Source organism: Gordonia sp. VNK1 (assembly GCF_040049135.1).
Lineage (GTDB): Bacteria > Actinomycetota > Actinomycetes > Mycobacteriales > Mycobacteriaceae > Gordonia > Gordonia oleivorans.
On the sequence record NZ_JBDZDJ010000006.1, the window covers coordinates 190,359 to 207,904 of the forward strand.

13 protein-coding genes are annotated in these 17,546 nt (G+C 67.2%); 5 read left to right on the forward strand and 8 right to left on the reverse strand.

What is annotated here, in order from left to right; genetic code table 11:
- Positions 1-17: 17 nt before the first annotated feature.
- On the reverse strand, positions 18-998 hold the full coding sequence (locus ABLE94_RS09785) for a heme o synthase (RefSeq protein WP_425476173.1): 981 nt from the start codon (positions 996-998) through the stop codon (positions 18-20).
- 528 nt (positions 999-1,526) lie between these two features.
- Here ABLE94_RS09785 and tkt point away from each other — a divergent pair.
- The 5 genes from tkt to pgl are packed head-to-tail and all read left to right on the forward strand — an operon-like array spanning position 1,527 to position 8,015.
- Positions 1,527-3,605 (forward strand): transketolase, encoded by a 2,079-nt coding sequence (tkt, locus tag ABLE94_RS09790; protein ID WP_348808664.1) that lies wholly within the window; start codon positions 1,527-1,529, stop codon positions 3,603-3,605.
- 47 nt (positions 3,606-3,652) lie between these two features.
- A complete protein-coding gene (tal, locus tag ABLE94_RS09795; RefSeq protein ID WP_348803732.1) occupies positions 3,653-4,774 on the forward strand; it encodes a transaldolase in 1,122 nt (373 codons plus the stop codon).
- A 4-nt stretch (positions 4,775-4,778) separates the two neighbouring features.
- Positions 4,779-6,323 (forward strand): glucose-6-phosphate dehydrogenase, encoded by a 1,545-nt coding sequence (gene zwf / locus ABLE94_RS09800; protein ID WP_348803731.1) that lies wholly within the window; start codon positions 4,779-4,781, stop codon positions 6,321-6,323.
- 34 nt (positions 6,324-6,357) lie between these two features.
- A complete protein-coding gene (locus tag ABLE94_RS09805; RefSeq protein WP_348803730.1) occupies positions 6,358-7,272 on the forward strand; it encodes a glucose-6-phosphate dehydrogenase assembly protein OpcA in 915 nt (304 codons plus the stop codon).
- Positions 7,272-8,015, forward strand: coding sequence for a 6-phosphogluconolactonase (gene pgl / locus ABLE94_RS09810; protein ID WP_348803729.1), 744 nt, complete (start codon positions 7,272-7,274; stop codon positions 8,013-8,015). Before ABLE94_RS09805 ends, pgl begins: the two co-directional genes overlap by 1 nt.
- An 18-nt stretch (positions 8,016-8,033) precedes the next feature.
- On the opposite strand, the gene ABLE94_RS09815 is transcribed toward pgl, so the two are convergent.
- The 7 genes from ABLE94_RS09815 to ABLE94_RS09845 all read right to left on the reverse strand — a co-directional run bounded on the left by ABLE94_RS09815 (position 8,034) and on the right by ABLE94_RS09845 (position 17,515).
- The gene (locus ABLE94_RS09815) at positions 8,034-8,816 is read right to left on the reverse strand and encodes an ABC transporter permease (RefSeq protein ID WP_348803727.1); all 783 of its coding nucleotides are present in this window, start codon (positions 8,814-8,816) and stop codon (positions 8,034-8,036) included.
- 3 nt (positions 8,817-8,819) lie between these two features.
- Positions 8,820-9,773: an ABC transporter ATP-binding protein gene (locus tag ABLE94_RS09820; RefSeq protein ID WP_348808665.1), complete on the reverse strand. Its 954-nt coding sequence runs from the start codon at positions 9,771-9,773 to the stop codon at positions 8,820-8,822.
- Between the two features lie 19 nt (positions 9,774-9,792).
- Entirely contained in the window at positions 9,793-11,907 is a 2,115-nt protein-coding gene (locus tag ABLE94_RS09825; protein WP_348803726.1) for a glucose PTS transporter subunit IIA, read from the reverse strand.
- 259 nt (positions 11,908-12,166) lie between these two features.
- Positions 12,167-15,001: a phosphoenolpyruvate carboxylase gene (ppc, locus tag ABLE94_RS09830; RefSeq protein ID WP_348808666.1), complete on the reverse strand. Its 2,835-nt coding sequence runs from the start codon at positions 14,999-15,001 to the stop codon at positions 12,167-12,169.
- 161 nt (positions 15,002-15,162) lie between these two features.
- The gene (gene secG, locus ABLE94_RS09835; protein ID WP_348803724.1) at positions 15,163-15,402 is read right to left on the reverse strand and encodes a preprotein translocase subunit SecG; all 240 of its coding nucleotides are present in this window, start codon (positions 15,400-15,402) and stop codon (positions 15,163-15,165) included.
- Between the two features lie 119 nt (positions 15,403-15,521).
- Complete coding sequence (gene tpiA, locus ABLE94_RS09840) at positions 15,522-16,310, reverse strand: triose-phosphate isomerase (protein ID WP_348803935.1); 789 nt, start codon at positions 16,308-16,310, stop codon at positions 15,522-15,524.
- Complete coding sequence (locus tag ABLE94_RS09845; RefSeq protein ID WP_348803723.1) at positions 16,304-17,515, reverse strand: phosphoglycerate kinase; 1,212 nt, start codon at positions 17,513-17,515, stop codon at positions 16,304-16,306. Before ABLE94_RS09845 ends, tpiA begins: the two co-directional genes overlap by 7 nt.
- Positions 17,516-17,546 lie beyond the last annotated feature (31 nt).

Below are 17,546 nucleotides of genomic sequence, written 5' to 3' on the forward strand. Positions count from 1 at the left end.
GTTGTGCGGGCCCGGCCTCAGAACAGGTCGGCGATGATCGGCAGGTTGACGACGGCGTCGATCGCGAGGCCGCAGAAGAGCACCGCGAGGTACTCGTTGGACTGCAGGAAGATCTTCAGCGGCGTGACCTCGGCACCGTTGCGGGTGTCGCGGTAGAGCTTGTGCACCCGGCTGAGGAACCAGCCACCGGCGAGGACCGCCACCGCGGCATAGATCCAGCTCGCGGCCGGGATCAGCACCAGCGAGGCGATGACCGTGGCCCAGGTGTAGAACACCATCTGCCGGGTCACATGCTCGTCGGAGGCGATGACCGGCAGCATCGGCACGCCGGCGGCCTTGTAGTCCTCGCGGTAACGCATGGCCAACGCCCAGGTGTGCGGGGGCGTCCAGAAGAAGATCACCAGGAAGAGCACGATCGGCTGCCAGCTGAGCGACCCGGTGACCGCGGCCCAGCCGACCAGCGTCGGCATGCACCCGGCGGCGCCTCCCCACACCACGTTCTGCCAGGTGCGGCGCTTGAGGATCAGGGTGTAGACGCCGACGTAGAAACCGATGGTGGCGGTCACCAGCAACGCGCTGAGCAGGTTCGCGGCGAAGTACAGGACGAGGAACGACGCCACCCACAGCAGCAGACCGAACACCAGCGCACTTCGGGTCGCGACCGCCCGGCGCGCCAACGGACGGCGGGCGGTGCGGCGCATCTTCTTGTCGATGTCGGCGTCGGCCACCATGTTCAAGGTGTTCGCGCTCCCCGCGCCGAGCCACCCACCGATCAGGGTGAAGGCGATGACCGCGATGTCGACGTGGCCGCGGGAGGCCTGCAGCATCACCGGGATGGTGGCCACCAACAGCAACTCGATGACCCGCGGTTTGGTGAGGGCGATGTAGGCCATCACGGTCGCGCGGGCCCGGCCGATCAACGAGGCGTTGTCCGCGCCGACCGGCGCGGTGTCGGCGGAGGCAGTGTCAGCGGAGCCCGCAGTGCCCTCGGCGGTCACCCGAACCTCGTCGGGCGCGCCGTCCCGGGAAGCAGACCGGTGAGGCGCGGGGCCGTGGGATGCGCTGCCGTGGGAGGGGGTGTACCGGGAGGCGGCGGCGCCTTCTCCGCTCGCACGTTCCCCAATCCTCACGTCCACTCCTCGCCTGCCCTGGCCGTCTGTTGTCCGGGTGATCTCGTCACGCTCCCTGCCCGCAGGTACACGGTGGTCCGGTGGAGAACCGACCTGACGTCTCACGCCTCGTGGCACATCCAGGGCAGTTGTCCGACTCCGAAATACTGCGCCACGGCTACTACACAGCATGGTAGACCGTGTGGTTCTCGATCGAAGAATTGAGTGTCGTCACCGTCGAGTCCCTCGGGTGCCGGGCACCGGTCCGGTCGGGCCGATTACTCTGGGTCGGGTGAGGCCCTGCCGATGTCCACGCACGCCGGTTCCGATCCCGGTGTGTCGGCGCGTCGGCCCCCGGTCACAGCATCACCGCACCCCCTCGCATGCACCCCGATAGCAACAGGAGACGGCACCACCGTGGCTGACACAGACGAGATCCGCGAACTCACCACCGCGGTTCACCCGCAGGACTGGACCGATGTCGATTCTCGCGCCGTGGACACCGCGCGTGTCCTCGCCACGGACGCCGTGCAGAAGTGCGGGAGCGGCCACCCGGGCACCGCGATGAGCCTGGCGCCGCTGGCCTACACGCTGTATCAGCGCGTGATGCGCCACGACCCCACCGATGTCGAGTGGGTCGGCCGCGACCGGTTCGTCCTGTCCTGTGGGCATTCGAGCCTGACCCAGTACATCCAGCTCTATCTCGGTGGTTTCGGGCTGGAGTTGCCCGACCTCGAGGCGTTGCGCACCTGGGAGTCGCTGACCCCCGGTCATCCGGAGTACCGCCACACCCGCGGCGTGGAGATCACCACCGGCCCGCTCGGTCAGGGCCTGGCGTCGGCGGTCGGTATGGCGTATGCCGCCCGGTACGAGCGCGGCCTGTTCGATCCCGATGCCGCACCCGGCACCAGCCCGTTCGACCACTTCATCTACGTCATCGCCTCCGACGGTGACATCGAGGAGGGCGTCACCTCCGAGGCCTCCTCGCTGGCGGGCACCCAGGAGCTGGGCAACCTGGTCGTCTTCTACGACAGCAACCACATCTCCATCGAGGACGACACGCAGATCGCGCTGACCGAGGACACCGCGAAGCGTTACGAGGCCTACGGCTGGCATGTGCAGCACGTCGAGGGCGGCGAGAACGTGACCGCCATCGAGGCGGCCATCACCTCGGCCCAGCAGGTCACCGACCGTCCGTCGCTGATCGTGGTGCGCACCATCATCGGCTTCCCCGCCCCGGACAAGATGAACACCGGCGGCATCCACGGCTCGGCGCTGGGCGCCGACGAGGTGGCCGCCACCAAGAAGGTTCTGGGCTTCGACCCGGAGAAGGATTTCGAGGTCGCCGACGAGGTGATCGCGCACACCCGCACGCTCGGCGAGCGTGGGGCCGCCGCCCACGCGGACTGGCAGAAGACCTTCGACGCCTGGGCCACCGCCAACCCGGACCGCAAGGCGCTGTTCGATCGCCTGTACGCGCACGAGTTGCCGGACGGCTGGACCGACGCGCTGCCGACCTGGGAGCCCGGCAGCAAGGCGCTGGCCACCCGCGCCGCGTCGGGCAAGGTCCTCTCGGCGCTGGCGCCGGTGCTGCCCGAACTGTGGGGTGGTTCGGCCGATCTCGCCGGTTCCAACAACACCACGATGGACGGCGCCGACTCCTTCGGCCCGACCTCGATCAGCACCAAGACCTGGTCGGCCAACCCGTACGGCCGTACCCTGCACTTCGGCATCCGCGAGCACGCGATGGGCTCGATCCTGTCGGGTATCGCACTGCACGGTCCGACCCGCGCCTACGGCGGGACCTTCCTGCAGTTCGCCGACTACATGCGCCCGGCCGTGCGTCTGGCCGCGCTGATGGAGATCGACCCGATCTACGTGTGGACCCACGACTCGATCGGCCTCGGCGAGGACGGCCCGACCCATCAGCCCGTCGAGCATCTCGCCGCGCTGCGCACCATCCCCCATCTCGACGTGGTGCGGCCCGCCGACGCCAACGAGACCGCGCACGCCTGGCGGCATCTGCTGACCCGCCGGGATCATCCGGTCGGGCTGTGCCTGACCCGCCAGGGTGTCCCGGTCCTCGAGGGCACCTCCTTCGACGGGGTGGCCGCGGGTGCCTACGTCCTCAGCGATCCCGAGGGCGACCCGCAGGTCGTGTTGATCGGCACCGGTTCCGAGGTCCAGCTAGCCGTCGAGGCCCAGAAGATCCTGGCGGACAAGGGAATTGCGGCTCGCGTCGTGTCCATGCCCTGCTTCGAGTGGTTCTTCGAGCAGGACCAGGCCTACCGCGATTCGGTCCTGCCGCCGTCGGTGCCCCGCGTCTCGGTCGAAGCGGGAATCGCCATGCCCTGGTACCAGATCGTCGGGGATTCCGGGGCGATCGTGTCGCTGGAGCACTTCGGCGCCTCGGCCGACTACAAGGTGCTCTTCGAGAAGTTCGGAATCACCGCCGACGCTGTCGCCACCGCGGCAACCGGCGTTGTCGCCGGCTGACCTGGCCGGGCGAGAAGTCCACACCCACGAGAACCCAGGAGAGAATCGTGACCCAGAACGCCAAGCTCGCCGAACTGTCCGCCGCCGGGGTATCCGTGTGGCTGGACGACCTGTCCCGTGACCTGATCTCCTCCGGCGGCCTGCAGGAGGTCATCGACACCAAGTCGGTGGTCGGCGTGACCACCAACCCGTCGATCTTCCAGGCCTCCATCTCCTCCACCCGCACCTACGACGCCCAGATCGCCGAACTCGCGGCACGTGACGCCGATGTGGACGCCACCATCCGCACCATCACCACCGATGACGTGCGTGCGGCATGCGACGTGCTCGCGCCGGTGTACACCGCGTCGGGCGGCATCGACGGCCGGGTGTCGATCGAGGTCGATCCGCGTCTGGCACACGAGACCGACACCACCGTCGCCCAGGCCGTCGAGCTGTGGAAGATCGTGGATCGGCCGAACCTGCTGATCAAGATCCCGGCCACCAAGGCGGGCCTGCCCGCGATCACCCGCGTCCTCGCCGAGGGCATCAGCGTCAACGTGACGCTGATCTTCTCCGTCGAGCGCTACCAGGGTGTGATGGAGGCCTACCTCGCCGGCATCGAGGCCGCGGCCGAGGCGGGCCACGATCTGTCCGCGATCCACTCGGTGGCGTCGTTCTTCGTGTCCCGGGTGGACACCGAGATCGACAAGCGTCTCGACGCGATCGGCACCCCGGAGGCCGTCGAGCTCAAGGGCAAGGCCGCCCTGGCCAACGCCCGGCTGGCCTACTCGGCGTATCAGCAGGTGTTCGAGGTCGAGTCCCGCTTCCCCGAACTGCTCGCCAAGGGCGCCAACCCGCAGCGTGCGCTCTGGGCGTCGACGGGCACGAAGAACGCCGACTACCCCGACACCCTGTACGTGAGTGAGCTCGTCGCGCCGAACACCGTGAACACGATGCCGGGCAAGACGATGGACGCCTTCGCCGATCACGGCTGGGTCAACACCGACTCCATCATCGGGACCGCCGCCGCCTCCCAGGAGACGTTCGACGCCATCGCGGCGCTGGGCATCGATCTCGTCGACGTGTTCGCCGTCCTCGAGGACGAGGGCGTGAGCAAGTTCGAGGACGCGTGGAACGAACTGCTCGACGCCACCTCCGAGCAGCTCTCCGCGGCGAAGAAGGCCTGAACGCGTGGCGTCGTCCTCGCAGAGCCCGACGTGGAAGAACCCGTTACGCGATCCCCGTGACAAACGGCTGCCGCGCATCGCCGGACCGTCGAGTCTGGTGATCTTCGGTGTGACCGGCGACCTGGCCCGCAAGAAGCTGATGCCGGCCGTCTACGACCTGGCCAACCGGGGTTTGCTGCCGCCGTCGTTCGCGTTGGTCGGGTTCGCCCGACGCGACTGGGACGACGAGCATTTCTCCACGGTTGTCCATGACGCGGTGCGACAGCACGCGCGGACCGGTTTCCGGGAAGAGGTGTGGGAACGCCTCGCCGAGGGGTTCCGCTTCGTGCACGGTTCCTTCGACGACGACGACGCCTTCCTCCGGTTGAAGCAGACCCTCGCCAAACTCGACGAGGAGCGCGGCACGGACGGCAATCACGCCTTCTACCTGTCGATCCCGCCGAAGGCCTTCCCGACGGTGTGTGAGCAGTTGCAGCGCAGCGGACTGGCCACCGAGCGGGACGATCACTGGCGCCGGGTGGTGATCGAGAAGCCGTTCGGTCACGACCTGGAGTCGGCGAAGGAACTCAACGCGATCGTCAACGCGGTCTTCCCCGAGTCGTCGGTGTTCCGCATCGACCACTACCTCGGCAAGGAGACGGTGCAGAACATCCTCGCGTTGCGGTTCGCCAACCAGCTCTTCGATCCGCTGTGGAGTTCGCACTACGTCGACCACGTGCAGATCACCATGGCCGAGGACATCGGCCTCGGTGGCCGGGCAGGGTACTACGACGGCATCGGCGCCGCCCGCGACGTCATCCAGAACCATCTGCTGCAGCTGATGGCGCTCGTCGCGATGGAGGAGCCGATCTCCTTCGAGCCCAAGCAGTTACAGACCGAGAAGATCAAGGTCCTCTCCGCGACCCGACACATCCTGCCGCTCGAGGAGAACTCGGCGCGCGGCCAGTACGGGCCCGGATGGCAGGGCAGCGAACAGGTCCCGGGTCTGCAGGACGAGGAGGGGTTCGCCGCCGACTCGACCACCGAGACGTACGCCGCCATCGCCCTGGAGGTGGACTCACGGCGGTGGGCCGGGGTGCCGTTCTATCTGCGCACCGGCAAGAGGCTCGGACGTCGGGTCACCGAGATCGCGCTGGTGTTCAAACGCGCACCGCACCTTCCGTTCGACAAGACGATGACCGAGGAGCTCAGCCAGAACGCCCTGGTCATCCGGGTGCAGCCGGATGAGGGGATCACGCTCCGGTTCGGTTCCAAGGTGCCCGCGTCGAGCATGGAGGTCCGTGACGTGAACATGGACTTCAGTTACGGCACCGCCTTCACCGAGGCGTCGCCGGAGGCCTACGAGCGGCTCATCCTCGATGTGCTCCTCGGCGAACCATCGCTCTTCCCGGTCAACGACGAGGTCGAACTGTCCTGGAAGATCCTCGATCCCATCCTGGCGAACTGGGCCGAGTCCGGGAAGCCGGACACCTACGAGTCGGGGACGTGGGGACCGGCGTCGGCCGAGGAGATGATGGCCCGCGCCGGGCGGGCGTGGCGGCGCCCGTGATCACCACGGATTCGACGCAAGCGGGAGGACACCGATGATCATCGACATGCAGCAGACCTCGACCAACGACGTCGCCAAGAAGATGGTGGCTGTCCGTGAGTCCGGCGGTGCGATCAGCCTGGGCCGCGTGTTGACGCTGGTGGTGGTCGCCGAACACGGCGAACCGACCGAGGCGGCGATCGAGGCCGCCGTCGGCGCGAGCAGTGAGCATCCGAGCCGGGTGATCGTGCTGGCGTGCGGCAGCCGTAAGGGCGAGTCGCGACTCGACGCGCAGATCCGGGTGGGCGGTGACGCCGGCGCCTCGGAGGTGGTGGTGCTCTCGATGCAGGGCCCGCTCGCCGATCAGCCGCACAGTGTGGTCACGCCCTTCCTGCTGCCGGACTGCCCGGTGGTGGTGTGGTGGCCGGGTGCGGCACCGGAGAATCCGGCCCGGGACCCGATGGGCCGCATCGGCAAGCGACGGATCCTCGATGCCAGCAAGTCCGCGCATCCGGACACGGTGCTCGAGCGTCGCCTGGCGACCTACTCCCCCGGCGACACCGACCTGGCGTGGACGCAGATCACCCATTGGCGGGCTCTTCTCGCCTCGGCCATCGACCGTCCGCCGCACACCCCGGTGCAGTCGGTGGAGGTCACCGGACCGGGTCACTCCCCCGGGATCGACCTGCTCGCGGGGTGGCTGCATTGGGCGTTGGGCGTGCCGACCACCCGCTCGATCGGCAGCTTCGAGGTGCGGTTGTTCCGCGACGAGGGCGCCACGGTGCTCTCGATCGATCAGAACGGCAACGCCGTCATCTCCGTTCCCGGCAAGCCCGACGGCCGGGTGGCGATGCTCTCGCGTGATCTCCCGGTCTACCTGGCCGAAGAACTGCGTCGCCTCGACACCGACGAGGTCTACGAGCTGTCACTGCGCGGTGCCGTCGAGGTCGCCCGCCAGGGGGCTGCGTGATGACCACGGAGACACTGGTTTTCGAGGACAAGACCACTCTGGTGGATACCGCCGCCCGACGGTTCGTCGATCTCGTCACCACCGCGCAGGCGCAACGAGGCGTCGCGTCGGTGGCCCTCACCGGGGGCAGCAACGGGATCGCCATCCTCGCCGCGCTCGCCGCCGACAGCGGTTCGATCGACTGGTCGAAGGTCGACATCTATTGGGGGGACGATCGTTTCGTCCCCGCCGACGATCCGGAACGCAATTACGGGCAGGCCGTCGAGGCGCTGCTCGGCTCCGTCCCGGTCGATCCGTCCCGCGTCCACCCGATGGCACCGTCGGACGGGCCTCTCGGCGACGACATCGAGGCGGCCGCGGCCGACTATGCGGCCACGCTCCTGGCGACCGCCGGCGGGGACGGCATGTCCCCGGCCTTCGACGTGCACCTGCTCGGGATGGGCGGCGAGGGACACATCAACTCGTTGTTCCCGCACACACCGGCCACCGCGGAAACCGAGAGAACGGTTGTGGCCGTGGAGAATTCACCGAAGCCACCGCCTCGTCGCATCACCCTGACGCTACCGGTGGTCAACCGGAGCCGGGCGGTGTGGTTCCTGGTCGCCGGCGCCGACAAGGCGCAGGCCGTCGCCGCGGCGCATGCCGGTGCCGATCCCGCCGACTGGCCGTGCGCCGGAGCCCACGGGACCGAGGAGACCGTGTGGTTCCTCGATCACGCGGCGGCCGCGGATCTGCCCGACTGAGGCGGCTGACGGCTCCGTTCACTCCCACCGGAAGAACCGGACGGACAGGGCGCCGAGGACCACCGACCAGGCGAGCAGTGTCAGAAGATAGGTCCACGAAGGCCATCCGCCCTGCGCCGAATCGGTGAGCGCCGCCACCGAGGCGCCGCTGGGTGTCGCGTCGGAGATGGCACGAAGCCACTCCGGCATGCTCTGCCGCGGCCACCACAGGCCGGCGAAGAACTGCAGTACGAAGAAGAGCACGGTGCCGGCGGCCGCGGCGACCTTGTTGTTGGCGAACACGGCCGCGATCATCATGCCCAACGAGATCATGGCAGCGGCCGAGAACACCACCGCGATTGCGAATCCGAGGAGGTTTCGCGGTACCGGCGCGCCGACGATGCCGGGCATGACGACGATGAGGACCACGACCGCGATCTCCACCGCGAACGTCAGGATGACCTGCGCGATCAGCAGCGCCGCGGGGGTTGCCGGAGTGGTGCGCAGACGCTTGAGGATGCCGCGCTCCCGATAGCGCGTCAATGTGTCGGGCAGGATCTGCACGCTGAGCATCACGGACGAGAACATCACCAGGATCGGCTGGTAGACGGCGAACCAGCTGTTGCCGTCCAGGTACGCCTGGGGCTCTCGGGTCGCCGGGATCGCACCGAGCACCACCGCCGCGACCACCGGCAACACACCCACCCAGACCACCAGCATCGGGTTGCGGCGCATCAAGCGCGCTTCGCTGATCAGCAGTGGACGCAGGCCACGCAAACCGGCACGGGAGCCCGCATGTCCCAGAAGGTGGGTGGCGGCCATGCCTCAGCCCTCCCCTCGATCGGCCCCGACCTGTCGGTCGTCTTCTCGATCGACCACCGCCACGAAAGCATCCTCGAGTCCCGCCTGATCGACCCGTAGCCGCATGGCCCGCGCACCCTGGTCGTTCAACGCCAGCACCACATCGGTGACGACCTCGGCGCCACCGACCACTTCGACGTGGTCGCCGTTGTCGACGGTGACGCTGCGCACCGACGGAAGGGCACGCAGGACCGATACATCGATTGGCGCACTGGGTGTGAATCGCAGTTTCTGCGTCGCCGACACCCGGGAGGCCAATCCGTCGGGAGTGTCGAGTGCGACCACCCGGCCGTGATCGATCACCGCCACCCGATCACAGAGATGCCGGGCCTCGTCCATGAAGTGCGACACCAGCAGGATCGTGGTGCCCCGATCGCGCAGTTCGCGCAGCACCTCCCAGACCGCGCGTCGCGCCCGCGGATCCAGGCCGGTGGTGAGCTCGTCGAGAATGGCCAGCCTCGGCTGACCGATCAGGGCGAGTGCCACCGACAATCGCTGTTTCTGTCCGCCGGAGAGCCGGTGGAAGTAGGAGTCGCGAACCTCGTCGAGTCCCAGCCTGGTCAGGAGCATCCCGGCGTCGGCGGGGTCGCGGTAGAACTGCGCGAACAGATCCAACGCCTCGACAACCCTGATCTTGTCGGGCAGGAGACTTTCCTGCGGTTGGATACCGACGACCTCACGCATTGCCGTCTGATCATCTGCCGGGTCATATCCCAGCACGTCGACGTCGCCACCGTCGCGGACTCGTAACCCGCCGATGCACTCCACGGCGGTCGTCTTTCCCGATCCGTTGGGCCCGAGCAGGCCGAAGATCTCACCCTCGGACACCCTGAACGAGATATCCAGCGCACCAACATCTCCCGGATACACCTTGCGCAGGTGACGAACGTTGATCGCTACTTCGGCTGCGGCCGGCACCCCGCCAGTCTATGGCAGCTCAGGTCGCCACCGCCTTCGCCTTGGCCTCCACCGCGACAAGCGGATCGCCGTGTGTGACCGAGACCGCACCCTGGGCGATCTTGGTGACCGAGGCGAACTTCTTGGTGTTCATCACCACGACGGGAGTGATCAGCGGATAACCCGCCGCCTCGATCACCGCACGGTCGAAGGTGACCAACGGTGTTCCGGCGGTGACCTTCTGGCCCGCCTTGACCTTGACGTCGAAGCCCTCACCCTTCAGTTGCACCGTGTCGATGCCGACGTGGATGAGCAGTTCGATGCCGCCGCCGAGGACCAGCCCGAAGGCATGGCCGGTCGGTTGGGCCGCCACCACCATGCAGTCGGCCGGCGCGTAGACGGTGTCGCCGGACGGGATGATCGCGGCGCCGCCGCCCATCGTGCCGCCGGCGAAGGCGGGATCGGGGACCTCGGTCAGGGAGACCACCGTGCCGTCCAGCGGCGAGCCGATCTCGGTGACGTCGCCACCACCGGTCGGCTCCTTGGTGAGACTCATTGCGGCGGGGGCGGGAACGGACGTGGCGCCGCCCGCGGCACCGGTCGTGGCCGGCTCGGCGGCCGCCGCCTCCCCGGCCGCCTGCACACCCAGGGCGGAGTCGTCGAGGGGAATGGCACCGGGCGTCTCGAGGCCTTTCGCGCGGGCGGCCTCGAACTCCGCCTGCTGTTCGGGGGTGCGATATCCGGCGAGGATCACCAGCACCATGGCCGTGATGAAGGCGGCGGCCACCGCGATTCCGTACAGTCCGATCGGATCGAAGGCGGGAATCGTCAGCAATGAGGTGAACACGAAGGCGTTCGTCTTCACACCGCCGCCCACGCCGATGATCACACCGCCGACCAGACAGCCCACGAGCATTCGTGGATATATTCGTTTGAACCGCAGGTGGATTCCGTAAAGCGACGGTTCGGAGATGCCGCCGAGCAGGCCTGCGGCGAGGGCACCGGTGGCGGTCTGGCGCATCTGCGAATCACGCTCCCGCCACGACAGATACAGGACGCCGGCGGTGGCGCCGAAGCAGGCGAAGTTCCACGCGCCCATCGGCCCCTGGATGAAGTCGTACCCCAGCGTCTGGATGTTGATGAGCATGATGGCGTTGATCGGCCAATGCAGTCCCAGCGGCACCATGAACGGATAGGCCAGCGGGATGACGATCGCGAAGATCAACGGGGAGAAGTCGTTGATGGACTTGAGCAGATCACCCAGGCCGGCTCCGACGTACACCCCGATCGGGCCGATGATGAACGCGGTCAACGGGATCATGATCAGCATCGCGAAGAACGGCACGAAGATCAGTTGCACGTTGGACGGGATGAGCTTGTTGAGCAGTTTGTACAGCGCACCGAGCACCGCGGCCATCAGCAACGGCGGGAAGACCTGGGAACTGTAGTCGTTGACGGTCAACGGCAGTCCGAAGACATCGATCGTCTTGACCGTGAAGCCGAAGATCGTGTGCGTGGTGGCGATGTCGGCGAACCCGGTGTACGCGGGCAGCATCAGCACGGCCATGATCGCGAAGCCCACCCAGGGATCGGCGTTGACCTTCTTCGACGCGTTGTAGGCGATCATCAACGGCAGGAACACGAACACGCACTGCCAGCAGAGGTTGATGAACGTCCACGACGGACTCAGCGTGACGCCCGGCGCATTCCAGGACGGGATGACGTCCAACGTCGCCATCAGCGACATGAAGGTGATGAACAACGACGCACCGAGCAGTGCACCGAGAATCGGCCGGAACGAGTCGGACAGGTACTCGAACAGGGTGTCCAGCCAGGCGGTCTTGCCGCGTGGTCCCTGGGCGCGCGCCGCCGCCTTGATGTCGGCGTCCGAGGGGGCACCGACGGTCGCCATCGCCGGCAGGTCCATGATCTCGTTGTAGATCGTCTGCACGCCACCGCCGATGATCACCTGATAGCCGGTGGTCGCCTGCGGCACCGCACCCAGCACGCCGTCGATGGCCTCGACCCGGTCCTTGTCGACACCGGAGTTGTCGTGGAGCTGAAAACGTAATCGCGTCGCACAGTGGGTGAGGCTGGTGATGTTCTCCGGACCGCCGACCGCCGCGACGATCTCCGAAGCCGATGTTGGGGACATGTCTGCACCTCGCAGTCCGAGAAAGGCGTCAACCTGTTCATACCCGGACGCTGGCGGTCCCCCAGTCGTCTGCAACCGGCCCTGTGACAGTAGAGCGCAACGAGTCGGGCTGTGACCCACTTCACCAAAATCGCCGACGAATCGGCATCGTCGGTGCGTAACGGCCGGCCGAAGTGCGCCGAGCGTGCACGAAGAGCGGAGACACCCGTTGCCGGGCGTCTCCGCTCTTCGTCACACCTGTGTGGTGCGTGTCCTGGCCCTAGCCGCTGTTGCGCAGCGCGGTGGCCAATCCGTTCATCGTCAGCTGGATGCCGCGACGGATGCGCGGCTCGTCGTCGCCGGCACGGAACCGGCGCAGCAACTCCACCTGCAGCAGATTCAGCGGCTCCAGATACGGGAAGCGGTTGTACACCGATCGTTTCAGTGCGGCGTTGTCGGCCAGCAGATCGTTGGTCTCGGTGATCTTCGCGTACATCGCGATGGTGCGTTCGTGTTCGTCGACGATCATCCCGAACACCTTGTTGCGCAACTCCTCGTCGGGAACCAGCTGCGCGTAACGATGCGCCAGACCCATGTCCGATTTCGCCAGGACCTGCGCCATGTTCGACATGACGGTGCGGAAGAACGGCCACTGCTCGTAGTAACGGCGCAGGGTCGCCAGCCGCGTCTCGTCGTCGCCGATCCACTGTTCGAAGGCCGAACCCGTCCCGTACCAGCCGGGCAGCATCACCCGCGACTGCGTCCACGACAGCACCCACGGGATCGCCCGCAGATCGGAGATCTTCTCGGTCTGCTTCCGCGAGGCGGGACGCGAACCGATGTTGAGCGCACCGATCTCCGACAGCGGGGTCGAGGTGGTGAAGTACTCGACGAAGCCGGGTGTCTCGTGCACGAGTTTGCTGTAAGCCGAGCGCGCCAGCGCGGCGATCTCGTCCATCGCGGTGTAGGCCTCCTCGGAATCGTCACCGAGGCCCTCCACGTCGAGCAGGGACGACTCGATCGTCGCCGCGAGCAGGGTCTCCAGATTCCGCTCCGCCGTCACCGGCTCGGCGAACTTGGCGGCGATGATCTCGCCCTGTTCGGTCAGTCGCAACGATCCCTGCACCGCACCCGGGGGCTGGGCCAGGATCGCGTCGTAGCTCGGACCACCGCCACGGCCGACGGTGCCGCCGCGGCCGTGGAACAGGCGCAACCGGATCCCCGCCTTCTTCGCCGCCTCGACCAGGTCGAGTTCGCCGCGGTACAGCGCCCAGTTGGCGGCCATGTAGCCGCCGTCCTTGTTCGAGTCCGAATAGCCGAGCATCACTTCCTGCATGTCGGCCTGTGAGGCGACCAGATCCCGGTAGAACGGCAGATCCAGTACCGCCAGCAGGGTTTCGGCACCCTGCTGCAGGTCCTCGATGGTCTCGAACAGCGGCACGATCCGCACCGTGGACACCAGCGAACCGGTCTCGTCGATCTCGATCAACCCGGCTTCCTTGAGCAAGATCATCGGTTCGAGCATGTCGCTGACCGAGGTACACATGCTGATGATGTAGTTCGGGACCGCCTGCGGACCGAACTTCGCCACCGCCCGCGCGGCGGCACGCACGATCCCGAGTTCCTTGATGGCCAGCTCGCTCAGATCGGCGTCGGGGCTGGTCAGCGGCCGACGTGCGGTCAGTTCGGCGGTGAGGATCTCCACGCGCTCGGCCTCGGCGAGCGACTTGTAGTCCGGATGTACGCCCGCCCACGCAAGGAGTTCGGCGATGACATCCTCGTGCATGTCCGAGTTCTGTCGCATGTCGAGCCCGGAGAGATGGAAACCGAAGGTGCGCACCGCCTCCCGCAAGGTCAAGAGGCGGTCGTCGGCGATGATGTCGTCGCCGGTGGACCGCAGGCCCTCATCGATCACGTCGAGATCGGCGAGCAATTCACCGGCGGTGACGTAGGGTTCGGCGCCGTCGAGCAGGAACAGATCCGACTGCCGCATCACCTCCTCGCCGAAGAGGTCGGTGGCCGAGGCGACGAGGCGAGAGCGGATGTGGCGCAGGGCGCGACGGAACGGCTCGTCGGCGGCCGGATCCTCGCGCCCGACGCCGGCGAGTTCGTAGATCGGGTCATCGGCCGAGATCAGCCGGGTCGACATGCTCAATTCCTGTGCGAGACTGTGCAATTCATTGAGATGGTGACCGACTGCGGTACGTGCGGCCAACGTGGTGGCCATCTCCACGATCTCGGCGGTGACGAACGGGTTGCCATCGCGGTCGCCGCCGATCCAGGATCCCATCCGCAGCATCGGCTCGTCGGCGAGATCGGCGTCCGGGTACGCCGCGCGCAGCGACTCCCGCACCCCGGTGTTGATCGTGGGGATCACGTCGAAGAACGCGGCGTCGTAATACCGCAGCCCGGAACGGATCTCGTCCTGGATGGTGAGTCTCTCGAGCCGGATCAGCGCGGTCTGCCACAGCGTGAGGATCTGCCGGCGCAGCCCCTGGGTGACCTCGTCGGCCTCCGACGGTGTCAACTCGGTGCGGTCGCGGTAACGCATCAGTTCGGTGATCCGGTTCTGCGCCTCGAACACCGAACGACGACGTGTCTCGGTGGGGTGCGCGGTGATCACCGGGACGACCGTCGCGTCCGCGAGGGCCGCCCCCACCTCGGCGTCGGACAGATCGGCGGCGGCGAGTTTCGCGTAGGTCGCTGCCAGGCTGCTGTCCTGCGGCGGGTCGCCGGCGCGCACGTGGATCGCGCGGCGACGCTCCCGGTGGATGTCCTCGGCCAGGTTGGCCAGCAGGGCGAAGTTGCTGAAGGCGCGGATGACCGGCATCGCCTTGTCGAGGTCGAGGTCGGTGAACAGGTCGGCCAGTTCGGCCCGATCGATCTCGGCGCGGCGGATCTTGAACGCGGCCACCCGGGCGTTCTCGACCAGATCGAACACATCGGTTCCCGAGTGCTCCCGCACCATGTCGCCCAGGATCCCGCCGAGGAGCCTGATGTCCTCCCGAAGGGGCTCGGTGAGCGCACGGCCCTCCTCGTCCACGGTGATGTGGTCGACAATGGGAATCGAGGGACGCCAACCCGGAGCGCCTGCGGACGGGTTCGATTGAGTCATGGGTGCAAGTATTCCGCGTCGGCATCACCGTGGCATCTCGGGACAAGCCTCGTCACACAAACGCAAAGTGGCCCGGTTCCCCCGAGGCGGGAGACCGAGCCACGATGACCAGGCCGATCACGGCCGGTCGTGCAGATCAGACGGAGTAGTTCAGGCGCAGATCAGGCGGACAGCTTGATGTCGACGCCGATGCCGATGATGAAGATGAACCAGATGAGGCCGACGAAGATGGTCAGCCGGTCGAGGTTGCGCTCGACGACGCTGGATCCGGACAGACTGGACTGCACGCCGCCGCCGAACAGCGACGACAGGCCGCCGCCCTTGCCCCGGTGCAGAAGAACCAGGATCACCAGCAGCACGCTGGTGATGATGAGGCCGATATCCAGCACAGTTTCGAGCACGGCGTAGGAATTCCTCTTCGATCGTCGGTGCGCACATCACCTGCGGATGCGCATCTGGGCAGGCCAGATCACCGTCGACGATGACCCGGCCCGCCCAGTGTACGCGTCGGAACTGCCCGTCAGGGCAGCGGGCCGCCCGCGGCGATCGCCGAGAGCGTCGCGAACTCATCGGCCTTGAGCGACGCCCCACCGACCAGCGCCCCGTCGACGTCGGTCTGACCGACGATCTCGCCGACGTTCTTGGAGTTCACCGAGCCGCCGTAGAGCACGCGGACCGACGCGGCGGTCGACTCGTCGGCGATCTCCGCCAGCGCTGCGCGCACCGCGGCACACACCTCCTGTGCGTCGGCGGCACTGGCCACCCGCCCCGTGCCGATCGCCCAGACCGGCTCGTAGGCGATGACGACCCTGCCGATGTCCTCGGCCGACAGCCCCGCCAGCGATCCCTTGAGCTGGGTGACGTTATAGGCCACATGCTCGCCGGACTCGCGGATGTCGAGTCCCTCACCGATGCACACGATCGGGGTCAGACCGTGCTTGAGCGCCGCCTTGGTCTTGGCCAGCACGACCTCGTCGGTCTCGGCATGCATGGTGCGGCGCTCGGAGTGCCCGACCACCACGAAGGTGCATCCCAGCTTGGCCAGGAACGCCCCACTGATCTCACCGGTGTAGGCACCCGAATCGTGTTCGGACAGATCCTGCGCACCGTAGGTGAGTAGCAACTTGTCGCCGTCGACGACGGTCTGTACCGATCGGATGTCGGTGAACGGCGGGATCACCGTCACGTCGACCTTCTCGAAGTACTTGGCCGGCAACGCAAATGCGATCTTCTGCACCAGCGCGATGCCCTCGAGGTGGTTGAGGTTCATCTTCCAGTTGCCGGCGATCAGGGGTTTGCGGCTCATGATTCCAGCACCTTCAGACCGGGGAGTTCCTTGCCCTCCAGATATTCCAGCGACGCTCCGCCGCCGGTCGAGATGTGCGAGAAGTCCTCGTCCGGCAACCCGAGCGTGCGGACCGCCGCGGCCGAGTCACCGCCGCCGACCACCGAGAACGCGCCGCCGGCCGTGGCCGCGGCGATCGCCTCGGCCACGCCCTTGGTGCCCGCGGAGAACTTCTCGAACTCGAACACGCCCGACGGGCCGTTCCAGAAGATGGTCTTGGCGCCGGAGAGCAGCGCGGCGAAGCGCTTGACCGACTCGGGACCGATGTCCAGGCCCATCCAGCCGTCGGGGATGGCGTCGACGGCCACCGTGTCGGATTCGGCGTCGGCGGCGAACTTGTCGGCCACCACCACGTCGACCGGCAGGTGGATGACGTCGCCGAACCGCTCCAGCAGATCCTTGCAGACGTCGATCTGATCCTCCTGCAGCAGCGACGATCCGACCGAATGCCCTTGCGCCGCAAGGAAGGTGAAAGCCATGCCGCCGCCGATCACCAGGGTGTCGACCTTGGGTGCCAGGGCCTCGATGACGCCGAGTTTGTCCGACACCTTGGAGCCGCCGAGAACGACGGCGTACGGCCGTTCCGGATCCTCGGTGAGCGTCGAGAGCACCTTCACCTCGGCCGCCACCAGCTCACCCGCGTAATGCGGGAGCAGCTTGGCGACGTCGTAGACCGAGGCCTGCTTGCGGTGCACCACTCCGAAACCGTCGGACACGAAGGCCCCGTCGTCACCGACGAGTTCGACGAGCGCCTTGGCGAGGGATTCCCGTTCGGCCTCGTCCTTGGAGGTCTCCCGCGGATCGAACCGGATGTTCTCCAGCAGCAGCACGTCACCGTCGGTCAGTCCCTCGGCGCGGGCGAGCGCGTCGGACCCGACCACGTCCGCGGCGAGTTGGACGTTGCGGCCCAGTTCCTCACCGAGGCGCGCGGCCACCGGCGCCAACGAGTACTTCGGATCCGGTTCGCCCTTCGGCCGGCCGAGGTGAGCGGTGATGATCACCTTCGCCCCGGCGTCGATGAGCGCCGTCAGCGTCGGCAGAGAGGCGAGGATGCGGCCCGGATCGGTGATCGTCGATCCGTCCAGCGGGACGTTGAAGTCCGACCGAACCAGCACCCCGCGACCCGAAACGCCTTCGGCCAGAAGGTCTTTCAGAGTGGGTACACCCATTGCAGCGTTACTCCGTTGAGGTTGTGGACGT